This is a genomic window from Mycobacterium sp. GA-1285 (assembly GCF_001499905.1).
Classification (GTDB): Bacteria; Actinomycetota; Actinomycetes; order Mycobacteriales; family Mycobacteriaceae; genus Mycobacterium.
The window spans coordinates 95087-117990 of the sequence record NZ_LQIS01000055.1 but is presented as its reverse complement, the minus strand read 5'-3'; the positions used below and the strand labels follow the sequence as shown (position 1 = coordinate 117990).

The 22904-nt window shown below is 66.0% G+C and carries 24 protein-coding genes; 20 read left to right on the top strand and 4 right to left on the bottom strand.

What is annotated here, in order from left to right; translation table 11 throughout:
* Window positions 1-254: 254 nt before the first annotated feature.
* Window positions 255-1019, bottom strand: a complete 765-nt coding sequence (locus tag AU193_RS22245; protein WP_064424547.1) for an SDR family NAD(P)-dependent oxidoreductase — start codon at window positions 1017-1019, stop codon at window positions 255-257.
* Between the two features lie 76 nt (window positions 1020-1095).
* On the opposite strand from AU193_RS22245, the gene AU193_RS22240 reads away from it, so the two are divergent.
* A complete protein-coding gene (locus AU193_RS22240) occupies window positions 1096-2247 on the top strand; it encodes a thiolase family protein (protein WP_064424546.1) in 1152 nt (383 codons plus the stop codon).
* 11 nt (window positions 2248-2258) lie between these two features.
* Window positions 2259-3146, top strand: a complete 888-nt coding sequence (gene meaB / locus AU193_RS22235; protein WP_064424545.1) for a methylmalonyl Co-A mutase-associated GTPase MeaB — start codon at window positions 2259-2261, stop codon at window positions 3144-3146.
* On the opposite strand, the gene AU193_RS22230 is transcribed toward meaB, so the two are convergent.
* Window positions 3101-3727, bottom strand: coding sequence for a TetR/AcrR family transcriptional regulator (locus AU193_RS22230; protein ID WP_064424544.1), 627 nt, complete (start codon window positions 3725-3727; stop codon window positions 3101-3103). The two genes, meaB and AU193_RS22230, sit on opposite strands and share 46 nt — an antisense overlap.
* An 88-nt stretch (window positions 3728-3815) precedes the next feature.
* Between AU193_RS22230 and AU193_RS22225 the strand changes: the two genes are divergently transcribed.
* The 4 genes from AU193_RS22225 to AU193_RS22210 are packed head-to-tail and all read left to right on the top strand — an operon-like array spanning window position 3816 to window position 6249.
* Window positions 3816-4523 (top strand): hypothetical protein, encoded by a 708-nt coding sequence (locus AU193_RS22225; RefSeq protein ID WP_064424543.1) that lies wholly within the window; start codon window positions 3816-3818, stop codon window positions 4521-4523.
* Window positions 4520-5359, top strand: coding sequence for a hypothetical protein (locus AU193_RS22220; RefSeq protein WP_064424542.1), 840 nt, complete (start codon window positions 4520-4522; stop codon window positions 5357-5359). The genes AU193_RS22225 and AU193_RS22220 overlap by 4 nt, the downstream gene beginning before the upstream one ends.
* Entirely contained in the window at window positions 5356-5952 is a 597-nt protein-coding gene (locus AU193_RS22215; protein WP_064424541.1) for a cytochrome c oxidase subunit 3, read from the top strand. The genes AU193_RS22220 and AU193_RS22215 overlap by 4 nt, the downstream gene beginning before the upstream one ends.
* A gap of 3 nt (window positions 5953-5955) precedes the next feature.
* Window positions 5956-6249 carry a cytochrome C oxidase subunit IV family protein gene (locus AU193_RS22210; RefSeq protein ID WP_064424540.1) on the top strand — a complete coding sequence of 98 codons (294 nt, stop codon included), beginning with the start codon at window positions 5956-5958 and terminating at the stop codon, window positions 6247-6249.
* A 101-nt stretch (window positions 6250-6350) separates the two neighbouring features.
* Here the strand turns inward: AU193_RS22210 and AU193_RS22205 are convergent, their stop codons facing one another.
* Together AU193_RS22205 and AU193_RS22200 are read right to left on the bottom strand one after the other, a co-directional pair.
* Window positions 6351-7955, bottom strand: a complete 1605-nt coding sequence (locus AU193_RS22205; protein ID WP_064424539.1) for an FAD-dependent oxidoreductase — start codon at window positions 7953-7955, stop codon at window positions 6351-6353.
* Window positions 7956-7984: 29 nt separating this feature from the next.
* Entirely contained in the window at window positions 7985-8707 is a 723-nt protein-coding gene (locus AU193_RS22200; protein ID WP_064424538.1) for an IclR family transcriptional regulator, read from the bottom strand.
* Between the two features lie 142 nt (window positions 8708-8849).
* On the opposite strand from AU193_RS22200, the gene AU193_RS22195 reads away from it, so the two are divergent.
* Genes AU193_RS22195 through AU193_RS22130 form a run of 14 tightly spaced genes read left to right on the top strand, consistent with a single transcriptional unit; the run spans window position 8850 to window position 22902 of the window.
* Window positions 8850-9770: an alpha/beta fold hydrolase gene (locus AU193_RS22195; protein ID WP_371259271.1), complete on the top strand. Its 921-nt coding sequence runs from the start codon at window positions 8850-8852 to the stop codon at window positions 9768-9770.
* A complete protein-coding gene (locus tag AU193_RS22190; RefSeq protein WP_064424537.1) occupies window positions 9767-11470 on the top strand; it encodes a bifunctional 3-(3-hydroxy-phenyl)propionate/3-hydroxycinnamic acid hydroxylase in 1704 nt (567 codons plus the stop codon). Before AU193_RS22195 ends, AU193_RS22190 begins: the two co-directional genes overlap by 4 nt.
* Window positions 11418-12338: a 3-carboxyethylcatechol 2,3-dioxygenase gene (locus AU193_RS22185; RefSeq protein WP_064424536.1), complete on the top strand. Its 921-nt coding sequence runs from the start codon at window positions 11418-11420 to the stop codon at window positions 12336-12338. Before AU193_RS22190 ends, AU193_RS22185 begins: the two co-directional genes overlap by 53 nt.
* Window positions 12331-14100 carry an FAD-binding protein gene (locus AU193_RS22180; protein ID WP_064424535.1) on the top strand — a complete coding sequence of 590 codons (1770 nt, stop codon included), beginning with the start codon at window positions 12331-12333 and terminating at the stop codon, window positions 14098-14100. The genes AU193_RS22185 and AU193_RS22180 overlap by 8 nt, the downstream gene beginning before the upstream one ends.
* Complete coding sequence (locus AU193_RS22175) at window positions 14097-15437, top strand: LLM class flavin-dependent oxidoreductase (protein WP_064424534.1); 1341 nt, start codon at window positions 14097-14099, stop codon at window positions 15435-15437. Before AU193_RS22180 ends, AU193_RS22175 begins: the two co-directional genes overlap by 4 nt.
* Window positions 15438-15460: 23 nt before the next feature.
* Entirely contained in the window at window positions 15461-16279 is an 819-nt protein-coding gene (locus AU193_RS22170) for a coniferyl-alcohol dehydrogenase (protein WP_064424533.1), read from the top strand.
* A 19-nt stretch (window positions 16280-16298) separates the two neighbouring features.
* Complete coding sequence (locus AU193_RS22165; RefSeq protein WP_064424532.1) at window positions 16299-17297, top strand: cyclase family protein; 999 nt, start codon at window positions 16299-16301, stop codon at window positions 17295-17297.
* A 14-nt stretch (window positions 17298-17311) separates the two neighbouring features.
* Window positions 17312-17902 carry an NADPH-dependent FMN reductase gene (locus AU193_RS22160; protein WP_064424623.1) on the top strand — a complete coding sequence of 197 codons (591 nt, stop codon included), beginning with the start codon at window positions 17312-17314 and terminating at the stop codon, window positions 17900-17902.
* Complete coding sequence (locus AU193_RS22155; protein WP_064424531.1) at window positions 17899-18738, top strand: alpha/beta fold hydrolase; 840 nt, start codon at window positions 17899-17901, stop codon at window positions 18736-18738. The genes AU193_RS22160 and AU193_RS22155 overlap by 4 nt, the downstream gene beginning before the upstream one ends.
* Window positions 18735-19544, top strand: a complete 810-nt coding sequence (locus AU193_RS22150) for an SDR family NAD(P)-dependent oxidoreductase (RefSeq protein WP_064424530.1) — start codon at window positions 18735-18737, stop codon at window positions 19542-19544. Before AU193_RS22155 ends, AU193_RS22150 begins: the two co-directional genes overlap by 4 nt.
* Window positions 19541-20257, top strand: a complete 717-nt coding sequence (locus tag AU193_RS22145; protein WP_064424529.1) for a TetR family transcriptional regulator — start codon at window positions 19541-19543, stop codon at window positions 20255-20257. The genes AU193_RS22150 and AU193_RS22145 overlap by 4 nt, the downstream gene beginning before the upstream one ends.
* Window positions 20254-20448: a ferredoxin gene (locus AU193_RS22140; RefSeq protein WP_064424622.1), complete on the top strand. Its 195-nt coding sequence runs from the start codon at window positions 20254-20256 to the stop codon at window positions 20446-20448. Before AU193_RS22145 ends, AU193_RS22140 begins: the two co-directional genes overlap by 4 nt.
* 10 nt (window positions 20449-20458) lie before the next feature.
* Window positions 20459-21697 (top strand): cytochrome P450, encoded by a 1239-nt coding sequence (locus AU193_RS22135; RefSeq protein WP_064424528.1) that lies wholly within the window; start codon window positions 20459-20461, stop codon window positions 21695-21697.
* 35 nt (window positions 21698-21732) lie between these two features.
* Window positions 21733-22902, top strand: a complete 1170-nt coding sequence (locus tag AU193_RS22130) for an amidohydrolase family protein (RefSeq protein WP_064424527.1) — start codon at window positions 21733-21735, stop codon at window positions 22900-22902.
* The last annotated feature ends 2 nt before the right edge of the window (window positions 22903-22904 follow it).

Here is a 22904-nt window from a genome sequence, read left to right as displayed (position 1 = left end):
TCAGGTTGGCGCGAGCGTGCGTGTCTGCTGCGCGACACGCCGCTCGCGCGCGCCGCTATGCGCACGCTCGTGCGCGTGCGAGTGTGCGCAACCTGTCGAACCCGACCGGTATGCGAAACGCACGGCCTCGTATGGCCCGGGCTGAGCACACGTGCCAGATGCAGACGCGCACCGTCGCGATGGCGCGATGGTGCGCAAACTGCTGAAATTGCGCGGCGTGTCGTGTGCAAACACGCACGCTCGCGGAACACGAGCTACTTGGGGGGGAAGCGCAGCGCTCCGTCGAGGCGGATGATTTCGCCGTTGAGATAGTCGTTTTCGACGATGCTCTGCGCCAGTTGCGCGTATTCCGTGGACCGGCCCATCCGCTTCGGGAACGGCACCTGCGGACCCCAGTACTGCTCGAGTTGGTCGGCCGCCTGTCCATACGCCGGGGTGTTGATGGTGCCCGGCGCGATGGTGACCACGCGGATACCGAGCGGCGAGAGATCACGTGCGGCATTCAGCGTCATGCCGATCACGCCGCCCTTGGCCGCGGCGTACGGCAGCTGGCCGATCTGTCCCTCGTAACCGGCAATCGACGCGGTGTTGATGATGACGCCTCGGGCGCCCTCGTCGAGCGGCTCGGACTTCGCGATCTCCGCGGCCGCCAACCGCATCACGTTGAAGACCGCCGTCAGGTAGAACTCGATCGTCGTCTTGAAGCCGTCGAGGCCCAGCGGGGAACCGTCCTTGCCGATGAGCCGGCCGCCGCTGGCTGGACCTCCGTGGGTGTCCACCGAGATGCGCAGGGGAGCCACCGCGGCAGCCTCGGCGATGGCCGCGTTGACGGAGTCCTCCGACGTCGCATCGGTGCGGACGTAGCGCACGCCGAGTTCGCTCTCCAGCGTCTTGCCCTTGTCGTCGGCCATGTCCGCGACCACGACCTTGGCTCCTGCGCCGTGCAGACGCCGGACCGTCGCCTCGCCGAGACCGCCGGCGCCACCGACCACGACTGCCGAGCTACCCGCGATCTGCATATGGTTCCCTTTCTTGCAACTGGCACTCTCGGCTTGAGAGAATAACATTCTCACACTGGTCGAGATGGAGAACTCAATGCCTGAAGCCGTGATCGTTTCTGCCCTGCGCACGCCCATCGGCACCGCGATGAAGGGCACGCTGCGAGACACCGATGCCTATGAGTTGGCCGAGCACGTGGTCGGCGGGGCCGCCGGTGAGGTGGACGGACTGACGATCGACGACGTCATCCTCGGCGAAGGTCTCTACGGCGGCGGAGTGATCGCGCGCCACGCCGCGATCACCGCGGGCCTCACTTCGGTGCCCGGGCTGTCCACCAACCGGCATTGCGCCGCCGGGCAGGCCGCGGTCCAAAGCGCCGCAGCCAGCATCCGCGCGGGTATGGATCAGGTGGTGATCGCCGGTGGCGTGAACTCCGCGTCCACCACCCCGCGCTTCACCCGCCGCGCCAGCAGCGCCAAAGACGCCGCGATGCTCGACTGGTTTCCGCCCACACACCCGGACCGCGCCGATGCGCCCAACATGGACATGTCGATCACCGTCGGCTGGAACGCCGCCGTCCGCGCGGGCGTCAGCCGCGAGGAGATGGACCAGTGGGCGCTCGGCTCGCACCGCAAGGCGATCCAGGCGATCGACGAGGGCCGCTTCGAGGACGAGATCGTTCCTATCGAGACGCCGTACGGATTGTTCGACACCGACGAGCATCCGCGCCGCGACACCAGCATCGAGAAACTCGCCGCGCTCAAACCGCTGCATCCAGAGATCGAGGGCTTCTCCATCACCGCCGGCAACGCCTGCGGCGCCAACGACGGAGCCGCGGTGCTCACACTCGCCAGCGACCGGCTCGGGCTGGCCCCGCTGGGAACCGTCAAGGCATGGGCATCGGTCGGTGTCGACCCCGCATTCACCGGGCTGGCGCCGGTCGAGGCGATCCCGAAAGCCCTCAAGCGCGCGGGCATTTCGATCGCCGACGTCGACTTGTTCGAGATCAACGAGGCGTTCGCTGCGATGTGCGTGGCGACTGTCAAACTGCTCGACATCGACCCCGACCGGGTCAACGTCAGTGGAAGCGGATGCTCGCTCGGCCATCCGGTGGCAGCTACCGGCGCGCGGATGCTCGTCACGCTCGTACACGAATTGCGCAGGCGCGGCGGCGGGATCGGCGTCGCCGCGATGTGTGCGGGTGGCGGCATGGGATCGGCCACGGTCATCGAGGTGCCGACTCCGTAGACTGCCAGTCAATGACCAGCCAAGACCGACTTGCGGAGCTCATCGAGGCGGCGCGCGAGGGATCCACCCGTGCGACCGGCCGATTACTCAGCATCGTCGAAAGCCCCAGGCGCAGCGAGCTTCTCGACGCGCTGGGGTCCGTCGAGGCGCCGCGGATCGTGGGTGTGACCGGACCGCCGGGCGCCGGGAAATCGACGACGGTCGGTGCGCTCGTCGGCGCCTACCGAGAACGTGGCGAACGCGTCGCTGTGTTGGCGGTCGACCCGTCCTCGCCGTACAGCGGGGGAGCACTGCTCGGCGACCGGATCCGGATGGCCGCCCACATCAACGACCCCGACGTCCTGATCCGATCCGTCGCGGCGCGCGGACATCTCGGCGGCCTGGCCGCAGCGGTGCCCGCGGCGATCCGCGTACTCGCGGCGCTGTCCTACGGGCTGGTGGTGTTGGAGACCGTCGGCGTCGGACAGTCCGAGATCGAGATCGCCGCCGTCGCCGATCCCACCGTCGTGATCCTCAATCCCGGCGCAGGCGACGCCGTGCAAGCGGCCAAGGCAGGTCTGCTGGAAGTCGCCGACATCGTGGTGGTGAACAAGGCAGACCGCGAGGGTGCCGACCAGACCGTGCGTGACCTCCGTGCCGAGACGAAAGCTCCGGTCCTGAAATTGGTTGCGGCCCAAGGCGACGGCGTTGTCGAGCTTGTCGACGCGATCGAGGCGCATCACCGCTCCGACAGCCGGGAACGACGCGCCGCGCGGGCCAGGGCGCAGATTTTGTCGCTGGCGCAGACGTTGTTGCTCACCCATCCGGACCTGAATCGGTTGGCCGCGGCGGTCGCCGACGGCGCCGACGATCCCTATACCGCCGCCGAGCGCCTCTTCGTCGTACATGAGGGAACCTGACCCCGCTCGGGTAGGTCGAGCATTCGCCGGGACATCTGAATAAGTTGAGCGCGAAGCGTTTCGGCGTCAAGATCGGCAACCAGTGGATGCATGACGGCCACGCTGATCGCGCTGGACAGCACCGCGGCGTGTAGCCGGGCTTCCGGGCCGGCGTGGGTGCCCAGCAACGCGGCATACAGCCGTTCGATGAATCGTTGGAACGGCTCATGTTCGGCCTGGAGCCGCAGGATCACCGGATCGAACTGCAGCACGGTGACGACTCCGCGCCGTTCGATCGCCTGGTCGATCATCCGGTCGAGCAGGATCTCCCGCGATTTGAGTCCGTGGCCGGCCGCCTCGGCAGCTTCCAGCGCATCCTCGAGCCGGCTCATCTCGCGCTCGGTGATCGCGATGACGATCTCTTCCTTCGTCTTGAACTGGCGGTACACGGCCGCCTTGGTGACCCCGATGGCATCGGCGATCATCTGAAGCGATGTGCCGCTGACTCCGTGCTCGGCGATCAACTTCAAAGCGGCATCCAGGACCCTGGTCTGCGCAGCGGTGCGGGTGATCGCACTGAATCTCTGTTCTGCCGTGGCCACACCGTCGAGGGTAGCCCAGCATTGACCATTTGGTTGCCGATCGGCTACCGTTCGAGTAGCCGATCGGCAACTAGCGTGGGAGCAGACGATGAGACGAACTGATGGCGAGTTGATCATGCTGTGGGCCTTGCCTGCGATGGTGATCATCTGGTTGTCGGCGTTCCTGCTGTTTCCCGGCTTCGTGCCCCCCATGTCGCCGACCATGTCGGCCGAGGAGGTCGCCGCCTTCTACCGTGACGAGACCGCACGGATCCGCTACAGCATGATCCTCTTCAACTGGTTCGGCGTCGGGTTGATCCCGACGGTGATTCTGCTTGCGATGCAGGTACGCAAGATGGCACACCGCACGCCGATCCTGACCTACTGCCTGATCGGCTGCGCGGGCGGTCCGCCGACGCTGTTCTTGATCGCCAATATGTTCTGGCTGCTGGGGGCCTTCCGGCCCGAGCGTTCCCCCGAGCTCACGCAACTGCTCAACGACCTCGCCTGGGTCACCTTCACGGTACTGGTGCCCTACCTCATCGCGCAGTGCCTGGTGCTGGCCCTGGCGATCTACTGGGATCGCCAGGATCGGCCGGTCTTTCGGCCGTGGGTGGCGCACTTCAACCTGCTCGTCGCCGTTGCCCTGATGCCGGCGGCATTCGGCGCGGTGACGATGACCGGCCCGCTGGCGTGGGACGGCGTGCTGTCGTTCTGGGTCAAAAACATCGCGATCGCCGTGTGGATCGTGGTGATGGGAGTTGTTCTCACACAGAACATCCGCCGCCAACGGGCAGAAGTCGCGGTCCCCGCATGAGCGCGCTGAGTGCGGAAGCGGTAGCGGCGCCCGATCCGCCCGACCATTCACGGCTACGCCGTCTGGTCTGGAATTTCCGCTACCACCCCAAGCGCGAGCTGTGGTTCGCGTGGTGGGTGATGGTGGTCTTCTACCAGCTGTACGGCGTGCTGTTCTTCCTCGTCACGCGCGTGCAACCACCGCCGAGCCCTGACTGGGACACGCCGTTGATCGTGCAGTGGTTCGCCGATCGCCACCTCGGCCTGCTCACGGGGTTCGGTGTCGTGTTCCTGATCTCGGGCATGTGTGCACCGATGAATGCGCTTCTCGCATACTCGATGTGGCGGATGTCGGTGAGCCGCGTCTTCGCCTATTCGTACCTGATCATGTATTCGCTCGCCGCCCTGCCCGGCATGCTGGTGATGGCCATCGCGATGACCGTCGGTGCGCTCCGACCGGATCGCGACCCCGAATTGATCGTGTGGATGTACGACTTCGCGTTCCTGTCGTTCAGTGGAACGATGGGGGTGTTCCTGGTCGGTTCCGTGGTCTGGCTGGTGGCGATCCTGCTCGACAAGAACAACGTGTTCCCGAAGTGGTTCGCGTACCTAGGGCTGTGCAACGCGCTGACCGAAGTCGTCGTCGCACCCGCCTGGATCTTTCAACGCGGCGCATTCGCGTGGAACGGTGCGATCGCGTGGTGGATCAACATGGTCGTGTTCATCCTCTACACCGCGGCGTTCATCGTGTTGCTGCGAAAGATGATCGAGCGCGAGGATTTCGGCACCGGGCCGCTGCCCGACCCGCCGCCGAAAGGTGTAGCTCAATCCTCAGCATCCGTGGAGGCGGTTCGATGACCGACGTCGTTGGTGCCGCGTCGAAACGGCTCGAGGAAAAGCCGCAACGGCGTGTGCCCGGACAGCCCGACATGTGGCTGTTCGTGTTGTTCGAGGCCATGCTGTTCACCGGCTACTTCTCCGTCTATCTGGCACTGCGCACGCAGAACGCCGATCTCTTCCTGCAGTCTCAGGCGGATCTGGACCTGCGGATCGGCGTCTTCAACACCGTTGTGCTGTTGACGAGTTCATGGGCGATCGCCGGGTGTGTCCGCGCCGCGCGCGACGGTTCGTACCGGTCGGCGATGACGTACGCGTATGTGACCGTCGCTCTCGGTGTGACGTTCGTGATCTCGAAAGTGTTCGAATGGATCCTCGAGATCCGGATGGGAAACACGTTCACCAGCGACGAGTTCTTCCAGCACTACTTCTTCCTCACGTCGCTGCACTGCATCCACGTGTTGATCGGCTTCATCGTCTTGGGCGTGATCGTCTACCAGCTGCGCAGCCCTGCGCGACGCTCGCAGGAACTCGTCGAAACCGGGGCAACGTACTGGCATACGGTCGATTTCCTGTGGGTGCTGATTTTCGCAATGCTCTACGTCGTGAGGTGATCGGTGACCAACGCCTTCAACAAGAGACTCGTGATCGCCTGGGCGATCCTGACCCTGCTGACACTGGTCTACGTCTGGATGGACGAAGCGGTCGACCAGAACGGCACGCTGAAGGCCAGCACCGTGGTCACCGTCAGCGCGATCGTGATCGCACTCGTCAAGGTGCGCATCATCTTCCGAGAGTTCATGGAGGTACGCCATGCCCCCGCCTGGCTGTGTCGCCTCACCGACGGCTGGCTAATTCTCGTCGCCGCGTGTCTGTTGGGCAGCTATTTCATCGGAATGGCGGTCGCCTGAGCGGCGGCACACGATGCCGAGTGTGCTGTTTCATACGCGACACGCCGCGATGGGCGTATCAGCTTGCACAGTCGAGCACTGGCGCGCGATCGAACCGCGGGTTACACGGACGCAGAAGCCGCAAGCCCCGCGCGGTAACCGAACACCATTGCGGGACCGATCGTTCCGCCGGCTCCGCCGTACGCCTTGCCGGTGGCGCCCGCCATCGCATTGCCCGCGGCGAACAATCCGGGGATCGTCGACCCGTTGACGTGCATCACGCGACCGTCGGCGTCGGTACGGGGTCCGCCCTTGGTGCCCATCGCGCCGATCGACACCGGCACCGCGTAGTACGGCGGCGTATCGATCGGGCCGAGGGTGCGCCCGGCAGGAGTCGGAGCCTTGTCGTCGCCCCAGTAGCCGTCGTAGGCGCTCGAACCACGCCCGAAATCCGGATCGCGGTCATGGGCGACGCCCTCGTTCCAAGCATGCAGCGTGCGTGCCAGCCCTTCGGGATCGATGCCGGTCTTCTCGCCGAGCTCGGCCAAGTCTTTCGAGGGCGAGAACCATTCCGGGGCAGGGCCTTCCGGCTCGATACCGAGGAAACCGTACTTCTTCAGGTGCAGCGAGTCGAAGACGATCCACGCCGGGTCGTTGGCATAGCCGAGCTTCGGATCAAGGTAGTGGAACGGCCCCGCCATCGAGTTGTATTCGCCGGCCTCGTTGAGGAATCGTTTGCCCGCCCGGTTGACGATGATGCTGCGCGGTCGGGTCCGTTCCAAGCGGACGCTGCGGCTGCGCGGCTGACCCTGGAACGTGTCGCTGGGAAGTTGAACGATCGGCACCCACCACGCCTCGCCCATGTTGGCCAGGTCGGCGCCGTGCGCCATCGCCATCCGCAGTCCGTCGCCGGTGTTGTTGGGCGGAGATACGGGTCCGCGCATCGGGCCGCGCAGGTACGCCTCGACCAGCTTGCGGTCCCACTCGAACCCGCCGGTTCCGAGGATCACGCCTCGACGGGCCCGCACGGTGAAGTCCTTGCCGTCCTGCGAGATTCGCACGCCGGTGATGCCGAGCGGATCGGCCAGCAGTTCGACGGCGCGCGCGTTGGTTCGCGGTGCCACACCGAGGTCCAGCAACCCCTTCAGCAGTCCGGCGATCAGGGCGGTGCCCGCGACGCAGTAGTCGCCGGATTCGTCGTCGACCGAGGCGTGAATGCGCGCACGGGTCTCGGCGTCAATGCCGACGTTGCTGAAATCGGCGGGAAACGACGTGATGCGGTCGCGCCACTCCCCGAGCCGGCCAAGATCGAACGGCTTGGCGTTGAGCGAACGACCTCCCGACGGTCGTCCGCCGGGCAGCTCGGGCTTGTAGTCGGGGAATCCCTCGGCAACCTCGAAACGCAGATCGCTGTGTGCCTCAACGAAATCGAGCATCTCGGGACCGGTGCGCACGAATGTCTCGACGAGGTGGTCGTCCATGTAACCCAGAGACTGAGCGCGCAGGTAGGCCATCGCGTCCTCGACGGTCAGTTCGCCGCCGGCGGCCCGCTTGTGCGCCGGGATCCAGATGATGCCCCCCGACACCGCTGTCGTGCCGCCCACCGTGGCCGCCTTCTCGTACACCTCCACCGAAGCGCCGTTGGCGGCCGCGGTCAGGGCCGAGGTGAGACCGGCCCCGCCGCTACCGAGTACGACCACGTCGACGTCATGATCCCAAGCGGTCACGTGCTGCTCCTTCCGGCTGGAGTGACCCTCTAGTTGAGGATCGCGGACAACTCGTCGGCCGCCCTGATGACCGCGTCTCTGCCGCGTGTCAGGACGTCTTCGCGATGCGAGATGAGATTGATACATGTCGGCGGCGCCGGTGGTCGTCGGCGCACTGGGACCGCGAGGCCGTAGGTGTCCGGCTCGATCTCGCCGTGGGTGATCACCCAGCCCTGCTCCCGCGTCAGCGGCACCAGATCACGTTCACCCGGTCGCGGCGGCATGCTCGCCAGCAACGCGATCCCGGCGGCGCCCCGGTCGAGCGGATAGCGGCTGCCCTCGTGGAACGACAATTGGTAGAAGACATTGGTCGGCACGACGACGGCGATGGCGACCTGCTGATCGCCCTCGGCGACGAGAAGGGACACCGTGCTCGCCAGTTCGTCGGCGAGCGCCCGCAGGGTGGGCAGGCTCAGCTGGCGCACGTTGTTGTCGAACGATGCCCCGAGCACCGCCAGCGCCGCGGCCGAGCGGTAGCGGCCGTCCTCGCCCTTGGCCACCAACCGGAACTGCGACAGCGTCGACAACACCCGGTAGGCGATGGTCCGGTGGACACCGATGTCGTCGGCGACCTGCTGGGCGGTGAGGCCGGTGCGGGAGCTGGCCACCAGTTGCAAGGCGGCCAAGCCTCTGGCCAGCGTCTGGGAGCCCGGTGCCCCATTGGGCACGGCGATAGGCTCCGTTCCCTGCCGGGCTCCGCCCTCTGAAGGCATGGCGTCCCTTTCCTCGACTTCCCTTGACATCAAGCTGCCGCGAGAGTGATGCTCTGACTATAGTGCACGTGGGTGTGCGATAAATGAGCAGAGTGCTTACAAAATACGAGAATTCGATTCTCGCGGTCAAGAGAGGGTAGGCGTGTCTGAGTCGGATTCGCTGGTGGCGTCCGCGGCGGCCGATTGGCGTTCGGAGGCAACCGAATTCGAAAGCGTCTGGAGCGATCTGCAGGGCTTCCCGTTCTCTCAGGGCTACCTCGACGCCGGGGGAATTCGCACGCGCTATCTGCACGCCGGTGACCCCGACAAGCCGGTGCTCGTCTTCCTGCACGGCTCCGGCGGGCATGCGGAAGCCTACGTGCGCAACCTGGAATCGCACGCCGAACACTTCTCGGTCTGGTCGATCGACATGCTCGGCCACGGCTATACCGAGAAACCCGGCCACCCGCTGGAAGTCCGCCACTACGTGAACCACCTGCTGGCGTTCCTCGACGCCGTCGGCGCCGACCGCGCCCACATCAGCGGCGAGTCGCTCGGCGGCTGGGTCGCGGCCCGATTCGCGGTCGACCACCCCGATCGGTTGGACCGGCTGGTGCTCAACACCGCCGGCGGTTCGCAGGCCGATCCCGAGGTGATGAAGCGGATCGTCACCTTGTCCATGGCCGCCGCCGAGAACCCGACGTGGGAGACGGTGCAGGCGCGCATCAAGTGGTTGATGGCCGACAAGACCAAGGATTACGACGACATCGTCGCCAGCAGGCAGCGGGTGTACCGCCAGCCCGACTTCGTGTCGGCGATGCGCGACATCATGGCGCTGCAGGACCCGGAGATCCGTGCACGCAATCTCCTCGGGCCGGACGAATACGGATCGATCACCGCGCCCACCTTGGTGGTGTGGACCAGCGACGATCCCACCGCCGACGTCGCCGAGGGGCGGCGCATCGCCTCGATGATCCCCGGCGCCCGCTTCGAGGTGATGCCCGGCTGCGGTCACTGGCCGCAGTACGAGGATCCCAAGACGTTCAATCGCCTGCACGTGGATTTCCTGCTGGGGCGGCTATGACGGCGACGACCGATGTCGACGTCGTCATCGTCGGTGCGGGCCCGTCGGGCCTGACGCTGGCCAACATCCTTGGGCTGCACGAGGTTCGGACGCTGGTCGTCGAGGAGCGCGACACGCTGATCGACTACCCCCGGGGTGTCGGTCTCGACGACGAGGCGCTGCGGACATTTCAGTCGATCGGCCTGGTCGACCGGATCCTGCCGCACACCGTGCCGAACCAGATCCTGCGGTTCTTCGATGCCAACCGGCGGTTGCTCGCCGAGATGGCGCCGCCGGACGCCCGGTTCGGCTGGCCCAAACGCAACGGCTTCGTGCAGCCCATGGTCGACGCCGAATTGTTCGGCGGCCTGGACCGATTCGACCACGTGGAGGTCCGGTTCGGGCACCGCATGGTGTCCTGCGTCGAGACCGACGACGCGGTGACGGTTCAGTTCGCCGACGACAAGCCGGCGGTCACGGCGCGATACGTGGTCGGGTGCGACGGCGGCCGCAGCGCCACCCGCAGGCTGATGGGTGTGTCGTTCGACGGCACGACGTCATCCACCCGCTGGCTGGTGGTCGACGTCGCCAACGACCCGCTGGGTCATCCGAATAGTGAGGTAGGCGCCGACCCGGCGCGTCCCTATGTGTCGATCTCGATCGCCCACGGCATCCGCCGTTTCGAGTTCCTGATCCATCCGCACGAGACCGACGCGGAAGCCGACGATCCGGCGTTCGTCAGAAGGATGTTGGCACAACGTGTTCCGTATCCCGAGCAGGTCGACATGATCCGGCACCGGGTGTACACGCATCACTCGCGCATCGCCGGTTCGTTTCGCGAGGGCCGAATGCTGTTGGCCGGTGACGCCGCTCATCTGATGCCGGTGTGGCAGGGGCAGGGATACAACAGCGGTATCCGCGACGCGGCCAACCTCGGCTGGAAGCTCGCCGCGGTGGTGAACGGGCAGGCCGAGGACGCCCTGCTGGACACCTACGACGTCGAGCGACGCAAACACGCCCGCGCCATGATCGACCTGTCGACGATGGTCGGCCGCGTGATCTCACCGACCAACCGCAGGGTTGCGGCGTTGCGGGACAGACTCATTCACGCCGCGTCCGTGGTGCCGTCGCTGAAGCGCTACGTCCTCGAGATGCGTTTCAAGCCGATGCCGCGCTACCAGCAGGGCGCGGTGTTCCATTCCCCCCCCGGTGCCGGTACGGCGGGTGCGGTGTCCCCGACGGGCACGCTGTTCATCCAGCCGCGCGTGGACACCCGCACCGAGCAGAACCTGTTGCTCGACGACGTGCTCGGACCGGGCTTCGCGGTGCTGTGCTGGAGCAACAACCTGCGAGCCATCCTCGGCGACAACGCGTTCAACCGGTGGAAGGCGTTGGGTGCGGAGTTCATCGAGGCGCGTCCGATGACACAGCTGCACTGGCCGGGCCATGACGACGACGATGTGGTGGTCATCGGCGACAGGACCGGCGCGCTCAAGGCGTGGTTCGACACCTACACCGACTCGGTGCTGTTTGTGCGTCCCGACCGCTGCATCGCCGGTGCATGCATCGCCCAGCGCGCCGTCGAAGTCAGCGAAGCGCTCTTCGACGTTCTTTGTCTGACCCAGGGAGGAGGCTCCGGTTCTCATGGGCACACTGGCCCTGTGCTGCATGTCGCACAGCCCGCTACTGAACCTTCCGGGACCGTCGCGGGAACTCCTTGACGACATCGAGGCGGCGATATCCGATGCCCGCCGGTTCGTCGCGGATTACGCTCCCGAGCTCGTGGTCATCTTCTCCCCGGACCACTACAACGGTTTCTTCTACCGGACGATGCCGCCGTTCTGCATCGGGACGGCCGCCCAGGGCGTCGGCGACTACGGCTCGCACGCCGGACCATTGGACGTGCCCCAGGATGTCGCGACCGATTGCGCGCGAGCGCTTCTCGAGTCGGGGATCGACGTCGCGATCTCGGCGAGCATGGACGTCGACCACGGAACGGTCCAGCCGCTGCAGAACCTATTCGGCGATGCGACGTCAGTGCCGGTGATCCCCGTCTTCATCAACTCGGTGGCCACCCCGCTCGGCCCGGTGCGCCGGGTGCGGGCGCTCGGAGCGGCACTCGGCACACATCTCGCGGCGCTCGACAAACGTGTCCTCGTCGTGGGATCCGGTGGGCTGTCCCATGATCCGCCGGTGCCCACGCTGGCGACCGCGCCACCCGCCGCACTGGAACGGATCGTGCACGGCGTGCCCATGACAGCCGAACAGCGGCAGGCCCGGCAGGTGGCGGTGATGGAGGCCGCGCAGGCGTTCGCCCACGGCGAGAGCCCGTTGCAGCCGCTGAACCCGGACTGGGACGCGGCCTTCCTCGAACTGATCGACACCAATCGTCTCGCCGAGGTCGACGGCTGGTCCAACGAGTGGATCGAACGCGAAGCCGGCCACTCCGCCCACGAAGTTCGCACGTGGATCGCGGCGTTCGCCGCACTCGCCGCACACGGCCCGTACCGAATCGAGCAGCGGTTCTACCAGGCGGCACCGGAATTGATCGCAGGCTTTGCAATCAGGACGGCGGTTCTGGATGTCTGACAAGTTCGACCACACCGTCGATGTGCTCGTCGTCGGCTCCGGCGGCGGCGGGATGACCGCGGCGCTGACCGCCGACGCGTTCGGCCTCGACACGCTCATCGTCGAGAAGTCGTCGCACTTCGGCGGGTCTACCGCGTTGTCCGGTGGCGGCATCTGGGTACCCGGCGCTCCGGCGCAGCGCAAGGCCGGTTACGTGCCGAATCCCGACGGCGTCGTGGAGTATCTGCGCCAGATCACCGGCGGCCTGGTCAGCGACGCCCGGTTGCGCCAGTACGTCGATGCCGCGCCGGAGATGATGGAGTTCCTCGAAAAGCTCAGCCCGTGGTTCGAATTCGTGTGGAAGCCGGGCTACGCGGACTACTATCCGGAACTGCCGGGCGGGTCCGCGCAGGGCAGCACCATCAACGTGCCCGCCATCGACCTGCGCCAGCTGGGCGACGAGGAGCAGAATCTGCTGCAGCCTCTCGCGCTGGCACCGAAGGGAATCTGGTTCGCGCCCAAGGACCTTCGGCTGTTCTACCAAGTGCGCCAGAACTGGCGCGGCAAGGCCGTTCTCGTCAAGTTGATCTGGCGGATGTTCCGTGCCCGCGTCTTCGGCGACCGGATGGCGGCCATCGGCCAGTCGCTGGCGGCCCGCATGCGGCTGGCGCTCAAACAGCAGAACGTCCCGGTCTGGCTCGACACGCCGATGACCGAATTGATCACCGACGTCGACGGAGCGGTGATCGGCGCGGTCGTCGAGCGCGACGGCCGCCCGCACCGGATCAGGGCCCGGCGCGGCGTGATCCTGGCCGCGGGCGGATTCGACCATGACATGGAGTGGCGCCGCCAGCACCTTCCGGTGCTCGAAAAGGACTGGAGCTTCGGTAATCCGGCGTCGATGGGTGATGCCATCCGGGCAGGGGAGAAGGTGGGCGGCTCGACCGATCTGCTCGACGAGGCCTGGTGGTTTCCCGCGATCTGCTGGCCCGACGGGCGGTTGCAGTTCATGCTCAACGAACGCATGATGCCGTCTCAGTTCGTGGTGAACGGCGAAGGTAGGCGGTTCATCAACGAAGCCGCGCCCTACATGGACTTCGCGCACGCGATGATCGAGGGCCACAACAGCGGGGTCACCCACATTCCGTGTTGGCTGATCACAGATATCCGGTCGTTCCACCGGTACGTGGTCGCCGGGCATCTGCCGATTCCCAAGATCCCGTTCGCGCCCGTGCCGACCGGCTGGAAGGTGCCCAGGGCGTGGCTGGAATCCGGTGTCGTCCACGAGGGAAGCAGTTTCGAGGAACTGGCGAGCAAGATCGGCGTTCCGCCCGCACAACTACGGCAGACCGCCGAGCGGTTCAACGAACTGGCGCGCAACGGCCACGACGACGACTTCAACCGCGGCGACTCCGCCTATGACAATTACTACGGCGATCCGACGCTGCCGAACCCGAACCTGCACCCGCTGGGTAAGCCGCCGTATTACGCGTTCCAGATCATCCTCGGCGACCTGGGCACCTCCGGGGGACTGCGCACAGACGAATACGCCAGGGTTCTGCGTGCCGACGATGGCGTCATCGAGGGCCTCTACGCGGTCGGCAACACGTCGGCCGCGGTGATGGGCCGCAGTTACGCGGGCGCCGGCGCCACCATCGGCCCGGCGATGACCTTCGGCTATGTCGCGGCCAAGCACATCGCCGAACAGCTGTCCGGGTCTGGAGTTCGGGCCGGCACTAGTACCGATTCGACACTCGATACACATCGAAAGGTAACGAAATGAAGATCTCGCTGTTCTACGAATTCCCACTGCCGCGGCCGTGGAGCGAAGACGACGAGCACAAGCTCTTCCAGGACGGTCTCGACGAGGTGGAACTCGCGGACAAGGCGGGTTTCTCGACGGTGTGGCTGACCGAGCACCACTTCCTCGAGGAGTACTGCCATTCCACCGCGCCCGAGATCTTCCTGTCCGCGGCCAGTCAGCGGACCCAGAACATCCGTCTGGGCTTCGGCATCATGCATCTGCCGCCGGTCGTCAACCACCCGGCCCGCGTCGCCGAGCGGGTCGCGACCCTGGATTTGATCTCCAACGGGCGGGTCGAGTTCGGTACCGGGGAGTCGTCGTCGGTCGGCGAGTTGGGCGGCTTCGGCGTCGACCCCGCCGACAAGCGCGCGATGTGGGAAGAGGCGCTGGAGGTTTCGATCCGCTGTATGACCGAGGAGCCGTTCACCGGGTTCAAGGGTCAGCACATCGAGATGCCGCCGCGCAACGTCGTGCCCAAACCACTGCAGAAGCCGCACCCGCCCGTGTGGGTGGCATGCACCAGGCCCGCATCGGTGGCCATGGCAGCCCAAAAGGGCCTCGGCGCATTGAGTTTCGCCTACACCGGTCCGGGACCGCTGACCGAGCGGGTGAACGGCTACTACAAGGAGTTCGAGGAGAACGCTGCGCCTGTCACCCCGCAGATGAACCCGAACATCCTCGCCATCGGCGGTGACCTGTCGATGATGGTGGCCCCCACCGACGAACAGGCCATCGAACGGCTCGGCAAGGGCGGCGGCTTCTTCGCGTTCGGCATCATGCACTACTACATGACCGGCATGCACACACCGGGCCGGACCGGCGTGTGGAAGCGGCACCTCGAGGAGATCGAGAAGGATCCGACCATCGTCTACGGACCCGACCGCGGACCGATCGGAAGCCCGGACACGGTTCGCAAGTTTCTGCGCGGCTACGAGGAAAGCGGTGTCGACGAGTTGATCCTGCTGCTGACGCCGCGCAGGCACGAGGAGACGATGGAGTCCATCGAGTTGATGGGCAAGGAGGTCCTGCCGGAGTTCATCGAACGCGACGAAAAGGCGGTGGCGGAGAAGGCCAGACGCCTGGAGCCCATCCTGGAGAAGGCGGAGGCGCGCCGCGCGCCGTCGCAGGCACCCGTCTTCGACGAGAGCTACGCATTCGGCGGACTGCCCACGGGCCGACAGAACTACACCGCCAACGAGGTGTCGTTGGCGATGGACGAGATGAACGCCGGCATCGAGGCGGCGGCCGCGAAACTCAAGTCCGGAGAAGGGTGGGCGAGCCGCAACCCCGAAGCGGATGCCAAGACCGCCAAGTGACGGATGTCGGCCGAAGATGAGCCATGGGCCGATCTGACGATCTATGGCGCTACGACGGGCGCCGTGTGGTGGTCACCGGATGCGCCTCGGGCATCGGTGCCCACGTCGCCCGTCAGGTCGCCGACCTTGGCGCCGAGGTGATCGGGCTCGACATCAAGGCGCCGACCGAATGTGTCGGTGAGTTCGTCGAACTCGATCTGTCGGATCAGGGGTCGATCGACCGGGCCGCCGACGCCGTCGGAGGCCCGGTCGACGCGCTGTTCAACATCGCCGGGGTGTCGTCGGGGATCAAGGACCCGCTTCGGGTCGTGAGGATCAACTTCCTGGGCACCCGGCGCTTCACCGAGGCGCTAATGCCCCGGATGCAGACGGGGTCCGCGATCGCGAACGTGTCATCGCTGGCAGCCTCGGCATACCGGGAGAATGCACCGGTCACCGCCGGCCTGGTCGACACCGACTCGGTCGAGGCGGGCATCGAGTGGTGTGAGCGCCATCCCGAGGCCCTGGCCGACGGCGGCGGTTACCGGTTGTCCAAGGAGGCGATCATCCTCTACGGCATGGCACAGGTGAGCGCATTGGGCGCCAAGGGAATTCGGATCAACTGCACCGCACCCGGGGTGACCGACACGCCGATCCTCGACCAGTTGCGCAGCGCGTACGGCCAAGAGTTCCTCGACTCGTTCCGTACCCCGCTGGGCCGAGCTGCGGAACCGGAGGAGCAGGCCAGCGTGCTGACCTTCCTCAACAGCCGGGCCGCCAGTTACATCACCGGACAGGTGATCTGGGTCGACGGCGGCACCATCGGGGAGACCGACCTCGCCGGATCGGTGCCCCGGCGATGACGACGATGAGAGGCGAGCGATGGCCAGCAGCATGAGCGAGTTCCGCCGCGTCGCCGACGACGTGCGCAACTGGGGCCGCTGGGGTGACGACGACGAGTTGGGCACGCTGAACTTCATCACTCCCGAGAAGGTGGCCGAGGCGGCGTCGCTGGTCAAGAAGGGCAAGGTCATCTCCCTCGGCGGCGACTTCAGCTCGGGTGGCCCGCAGGGGGCGTTCAAATTCCGGCCCAATCCGACTCATGTGATGACCGTCGACGGCGGTGATGCCTCGACGCTGGTGCGGTACGGCCCCGAGTGGTTGCGCAACGCGGTAGCCGCCGACGTCAGCGCGTTCTTCGCCGACAATCCGTTTCGGTTCAACGACGACATGATCGTGATGCCGCTGCAGGCCGCCACGCAGTGGGACGCGATTTCGCACGTCTACTACGAGGACATGCTCTACAACGGCTTCCCCGCGGATTCCGTGACGAGTTTCGGGGCATTTCATCTGGGGATCGAGAAGGTCGACGTCAAGGGCATCACCTCTCGCGGTGTGCTGCTCGACGTGGTCAAGCACCGCGGCGCCGACGTCTTCCTCGAACCCGGAAAGCCGGTCACGCCAGCCGAACTCGACGACATCGCCAGGGACCAGGGCGTGACCGTCTCCTCTGGCGACGTCGTGGTCATACACACCGGCTGGTGGACGAGGTTCCTGTCGACCGGTGACGGTGCCGAGCCGGGGTCCGGGCTTCACTGGACGTGCGCACGGTGGCTGCACGACCACGACGTCGCCGCGGTGGCCGCCGACAATCTCATGGTCGAGGATCCCGATCCGGCCAACGGGGTGGAGGGCACGTTCCTGCCCATGCACATGATCTGCCTGCGCGACATGGGCCTGATGTTCGGCGAGTACTGGGACCTCACCGGTCTGGCGGCCGACTGCGCCGCCGACGGTGTCTACGAATTCCAGTTGGTCGCACCGCCGTTGAAAGTCGTTGGCGCGGTGGGCGCACCCGTCAGCCCGATCGCAATCAAGTAGTAGTGGGTGAGGAAATGACTGCAAGCACCACAACCGGCGGTGCGCCGTTCGTCGTCGGACTCGGCGGCACCCTACGGGCGAATTCGTCGACCGAGCGCGCGCTGCGTTACTGTCTGGCCTCGGTCGAGCAGCAGGGTGGGCGGACGAGGCTGTTCGCGGGGCCCGATCTGGACTTACCGATGTACGCCCCGCATTCGCTGGAGCGCACGCCCCAAGCCCTCGAACTGGTCAGCGCGCTGCGTGATGCGGATGCCGTGGTCGTCGGCTCGCCCGGCTACCACGGGGCGATTTCAGGACTGGTGAAGAACGCGCTGGACTACATCGAGGACCTGCGGGAGGATCCCCGCGTCTACCTGGACAACACGCCGTGGGGCTGCATCAGCTGCGCGTACGGCTGGCAGGCGGCGGTCAACACGCTTGGGCAGTTGCGGTCCATCGGGCACGCGCTGCGGGCGTGGCCGACTCCGCTCGGCGTGGCCATCAACTCGGCCGACGAGATCTGGGACGCGGCAGGGGAGTTGATGCATGACGCCACCCAGAACCAGCTGGACATGCTCGCCACGCAGGTGCTGTTCTTCGCCAAGACCGCCCGGGAGACGGCGTGACACAGCCCCAACGCAGATCGGTGCTGGTCGACGGGCTCGTGACCGGCTATCTCGAAGCCGGACAGGGCGATCCGGTCGTCCTGCTGCACGGCGGGGAGTTCGGCGCCGGCGCCGAGATCGGTTGGGAACACAACATCGCCGCGCTGGCCACACGCCACCGCGTGCTCGCGCTCGACATGCTCGGGTTCGGCGAATCGGCGAAGGTCATCGACTTCAACGACGGCCGCGGTATGCGGATCCGCCACATCGCGCGGTTCTGCGAGGTGGTCGGTGTCGAAACCGCCCATTTCGTGGGCAATTCGATGGGCGCGGTGAACCTCTTCGTCGACGCCACCTCCGAGGCGCCGGTGCTGCCCGTGCGCAGCCTGGTGGCCATCTGCGGCGGCGGGGAGATCCAGCGCAACGAGCATTCGGCCGCGCTGTACGACTACGACGCGACACTTGCGGGGATGCGCCGGATCGTGAGGGCCCTCTTCTACGACGCGTCGTATCCCGCCGACGAGGCTTACGTCCGCCGCCGCTACGAGGCGAGCATCGCACCCGGTGCCTGGGAAGCGTTGGCGGCGGCGCGGTTTCGGCGACCCGGCCTGGAGCCGCCGCCGCTGCCGTCGAGCGCCCGCGCGTACGACCGGATCACGATGCCGACTCTGGTCATCGAGGGTGGCGGCGACAAGCTGCTGCCACCGGGATGGGCGGCCGAGATCGCGGGGCAGATCCGCGGCGGCCGCTCCGCGGTGATCGACGCGGCCGGGCACTGCCCGCAGATCGAGCAACCGGACGCGATCAACGAACTACTGCTCGGCTTCCTGGCCGACTTACACGAAGGGGCAGCATGACCGGCGAACTCGAGGGCAAGGTCGCGGTTGTGACCGGTGGCTCTTCCGGGCTCGGTGAAGGGCTGGTGCGGCGGTTCTGCGCCGAAGGCGCCAAGGTGGTCGTCGGCGACGTCGACCGCGAGGGTGGCGCTCAACTCGTGTCCGATCTCGGCGACTCGGTCCTCTTCCTCGAAACCGATGTGGCCGAGATCGATCAGGTGACCCGATTGGTGACGACGGCGGTCGAGCAGTTCGGCGGCCTGCATGTGATGGTCAACAATGCCGGCGTGTCGGGCAAGATGTTCCCCAAGTTCCTCGACGACGACCTGGCCGACTTCCACCGGGTGATGGCCATCAATGTGCTTGCCGTCATGGCCGGTACGCGCGACGCGGCCCGGCACATGTCGAAACACGGCGGCGGGTCGATCATCAACCTGACGTCGATCGGCGGCATCCAGGCCGGCGGCGGGGTGATGACGTACCGAGCGTCGAAGGCGGCGGTCATCCAGTTCACCAAGTCGGCGGCGATCGACCTGGCGCATTACGAGATCCGCGTCAATGCGCTCGCCCCGGGCAACATCCGGACCGCGATCGTGCGCAAGTCGGCGGCGGGGGAGGATCTCGAGCGCCTCGAGGAGTTCGAGGCCAAGATCCGTGAACAGATGCGCAACGACCGGCCCTTGAAGCGGGAGGGCACCGTCGACGACGTCGCCGAGGCCGCGCTGTACCTCGCCGGGGAACGTTCGCGGTACGTCACCGGAACCGTCCTGCCCATCGACGGCGGCACCACCGCGGGGAAGGTGATCGTCCGCAAACCCAAACCATGACGACTTTAAATCAGTCACTTGACTTAACGGCTCCACGGCGGTTGACTGTGACGGTGACCACTGCCAGAAGCGTGCGCACCGAACGGGCCAGCACCACGCGCGAAGCGATATTGGCCGCCGCCGAGCGGCTGTTCGCCGAACACGGTGTCTATGCGGTGTCGAACCGCCAGGTCAGCGAGGCCGCGGGTCAGGGCAATAACGCCGCCGTCGGTTACCACTTCGGCACGAAGGCCGATTTGGTCCGGGCCATCGAGCAGAAGCACCGCGTGTCGACCGAGCGCCTGCTGTCACGGATGGTCGCCGAGATCGGCGACTCGGCAGACCTGCGCGACTGGGTCGGGTGCCTGGTGCGCTCGCTCACCGAACACCTGGCCCAGATCGGGACCCCGACGTGGTACGCGCGCTTCGCCGCCCAGGCGCTGGCCGACCCCGAGTACCACAAGATCGTGGTCAAGGGCGCGCTCGAGTCGCCGTCGGTGCAGCGCGTCGTCGACGGCATCACCCGATGCCTGCCGGACCTTCCGCCCGCGGTGGTCACCGAGCGCAACATCATGGCCCGCAACCTGATGATGCACACCTGCGCCGACTTCGAGCGCGGCTTCGCCGAGGGGGCCGACTTGCCGCGCACCAGCTGGAACTCGGCGGCGTCCGGGCTCATCGACGCCATCGTCGGGCTGTGGCAGGCGCCGATCACGGAGCACCCGGCATCATGAAATTGAGTGTCGACCAAGACAAGTGCGTGTCGTCGGGTCAGTGCGTGCTCAACGCGGGCGACATCTTCGACCAGCGCGATGACGATGGTGTCGTGGTCCTGCTCAACGACAGCCCGCCCGACGACCAGGTCGAGAACGCCCGCAAGGCCGCCGCCGCCTGTCCCGCACTCGCCATCCACATCGAGGAATGAGAACGACTGTATGTCCGAAACTCTGACCGGAACCCCCGACGTGTCCGCGGATATCCCCGAATACCCGATGGAGCGCGATGTCCGCTGCCCGTTCGCCCCACCCCCGCGGGTGCTCGAGTTGGGGGCAACGAAAACGCTGTCGCGCGTGCGGATTTGGGATGGCAGCACGCCTTGGCTGATCACGGGATATGAGACCGCGAGATCACTCTTCGCGGACGCACGCGTAAGCGTCGACGACCGTCGCCCCGGCTTCCCGCACTGGAACGAGCTGATGCTCTCCACCGTCGAAAGACGGCCACGGTCGGTGTTCACCTCCGACGCCGAGGAGCACACCCGGTTCCGCCGGATGCTGTCCAAGCCGTTCACGTTCAAGCGGGTGGAGGGGTTACGACCGGTGATTCAGAAGATCACCGACGAGCACATCGATGCGATGTTGGCTGGCCCGAAGCCGGCTGACGTCGTCGCAGCACTCGCGCTACCGATCCCGTCCCTGGTGATCAGCGAGATGCTCGGCGTCCCGTACGAAGACCATGAGATGTTCCAACGCAACGCCGCCGTCGCGTTAGGTCGCTATGCCACCGCCGACGATGTCTTCAAGGGCGCCGCCGGCAACGCCAAGTACCTCGCAAACCTGGTCCGCGAGAAGATGGAGAATCCGGCCGAGGACGCCATCTCCGACCTTGCCGAACGCGTTAAAGCGGGCGAGCTGGATATCCGGGAAGCCGCCCAACTGGGCAGCGGATTGCTTAGCGCGGGGCATGAGACGTCGGCGAACATGATCGGACTGGGCGTGCTCGCGCTGCTCGAGCATCCCGATCAGTTGGCCATCCTGCGAAACACCGAGGACCCGAGGGTGATCGCCACCGCCGTCGAGGAATTGATGCGCTACCTGTCGATCATCCAGAACGGACAGCGTCGAATCGCCATCGAGGACATCGAGATCGATGGCCAGGTGATTCGTTCTGGCGAGGGCATCATCATCGACCTTGCACCGGCCAACTGGGACGCCACAGCGTTTCCCGAGCCCGACCACTTGGACCTCACCCGCGAGGGCCAAGCGCATCTCGGATTCGGGTACGGGCGACATCAGTGTGTGGGGCAACAGCTGGCACGGGCAGAATTGCAGATCGTGTTCTCGACGTTGCTGCGGCGAGTACCCACACTGCGACTCGCCGTCCCGATCGACGAAGTTCCCTTCAAGCACGACCATCTCGCCTACGGCGTCTACGAACTTCCGGTGACCTGGTAGTCAGGTCCATTCCCAGCCCGATTGGAGTGTCAACGATGTCAGCACCAAGTACCGCCACCCTGTATCCCCCCGAGGGATTCGGCGCACCCAAACACCGCAAGGGCCACGCCACAGGTGATTTCGGGCTGCCGGCAGGTACCGAGATCTTCTCGGCGGACAACCACATCTCGGTGGCCGACGACATCTTCTACGACCGCTTTCCCGAGGAGCTCAAGGGCGCCGCGCCGCGCATCTGGTACGAGGACGGCGCCTATATGGTCGGCATGAAGGGCAAGGCCTGGACTGGCGGCGATTTCGGCCGGGTGCTCATGCAGTACGACGACCTCGCCGGTGCGGCGTCGAACAACATCGAAGCCCGGGTCCGTGAGCTCAAAGAGGACGGCATCGACAAAGAGCTGGCCTTCCCGAACGCGGTGCTGGCGTTGTTCCACTACCCGGACAAGGCGCTGCGCGAGCGGGTTTTCCGGATCTACAACGAGCACATCGCCGATCTGCAGGAGCGCAGCAAGGGCCACTTCTACGGCGTCGGGCTCATCAACTGGTGGGACCCCAAGGGCACCCGCAGCACGCTCGAAGAGCTGAAGTCGCTGGGGCTGCGGACATTCCTGCTGCCGTTGAACCCCGGCAAGGACGACGACGGCAACATCTACGACTACGGCGCGGCCTCGATGGACGCGGTGTGGGACGAGATCGAGGCCGCCGGTGTGCCGGTCAGCCACCACATCGGTGAGACGCCGCCCAAGACGCCGTGCGAGTTCAACAGCGTCGTGGTCGGCATGATGGTCAACGTCGACTCGTTCCGCGAACAGTTCGCCAAGTACGTGTTCTCCGGCATCCTCGATCGCCACCCGTCGCTGAAGATCGGCTGGTTCGAAGGTGGTATCGCCTGGGTGCCAACGGCTTTGCAGGACGCCGAGCACATGCTCGCGTCGTACCGGCACATGTTCAACCATCAGCTCGAGCATCCGGTCCGGCACTACTGGGACAACCACATGCGCGCGTCGTTCATGGTCGATCCGCTCGGCCTGGAGCTCATCGACAAGATCGGCGTCGACAACATGATGTGGTCGTCGGACTATCCGCACAACGAATCGACGTTCGGATACTCGGAGAAGTCGCTGAAGACGGTCGTCGACGCGGTCGGACCCGAGAACGCGGTGAAGATCGTGAGCACCAACATCAAGAACTTCCTGGGGGTCTCGTGACC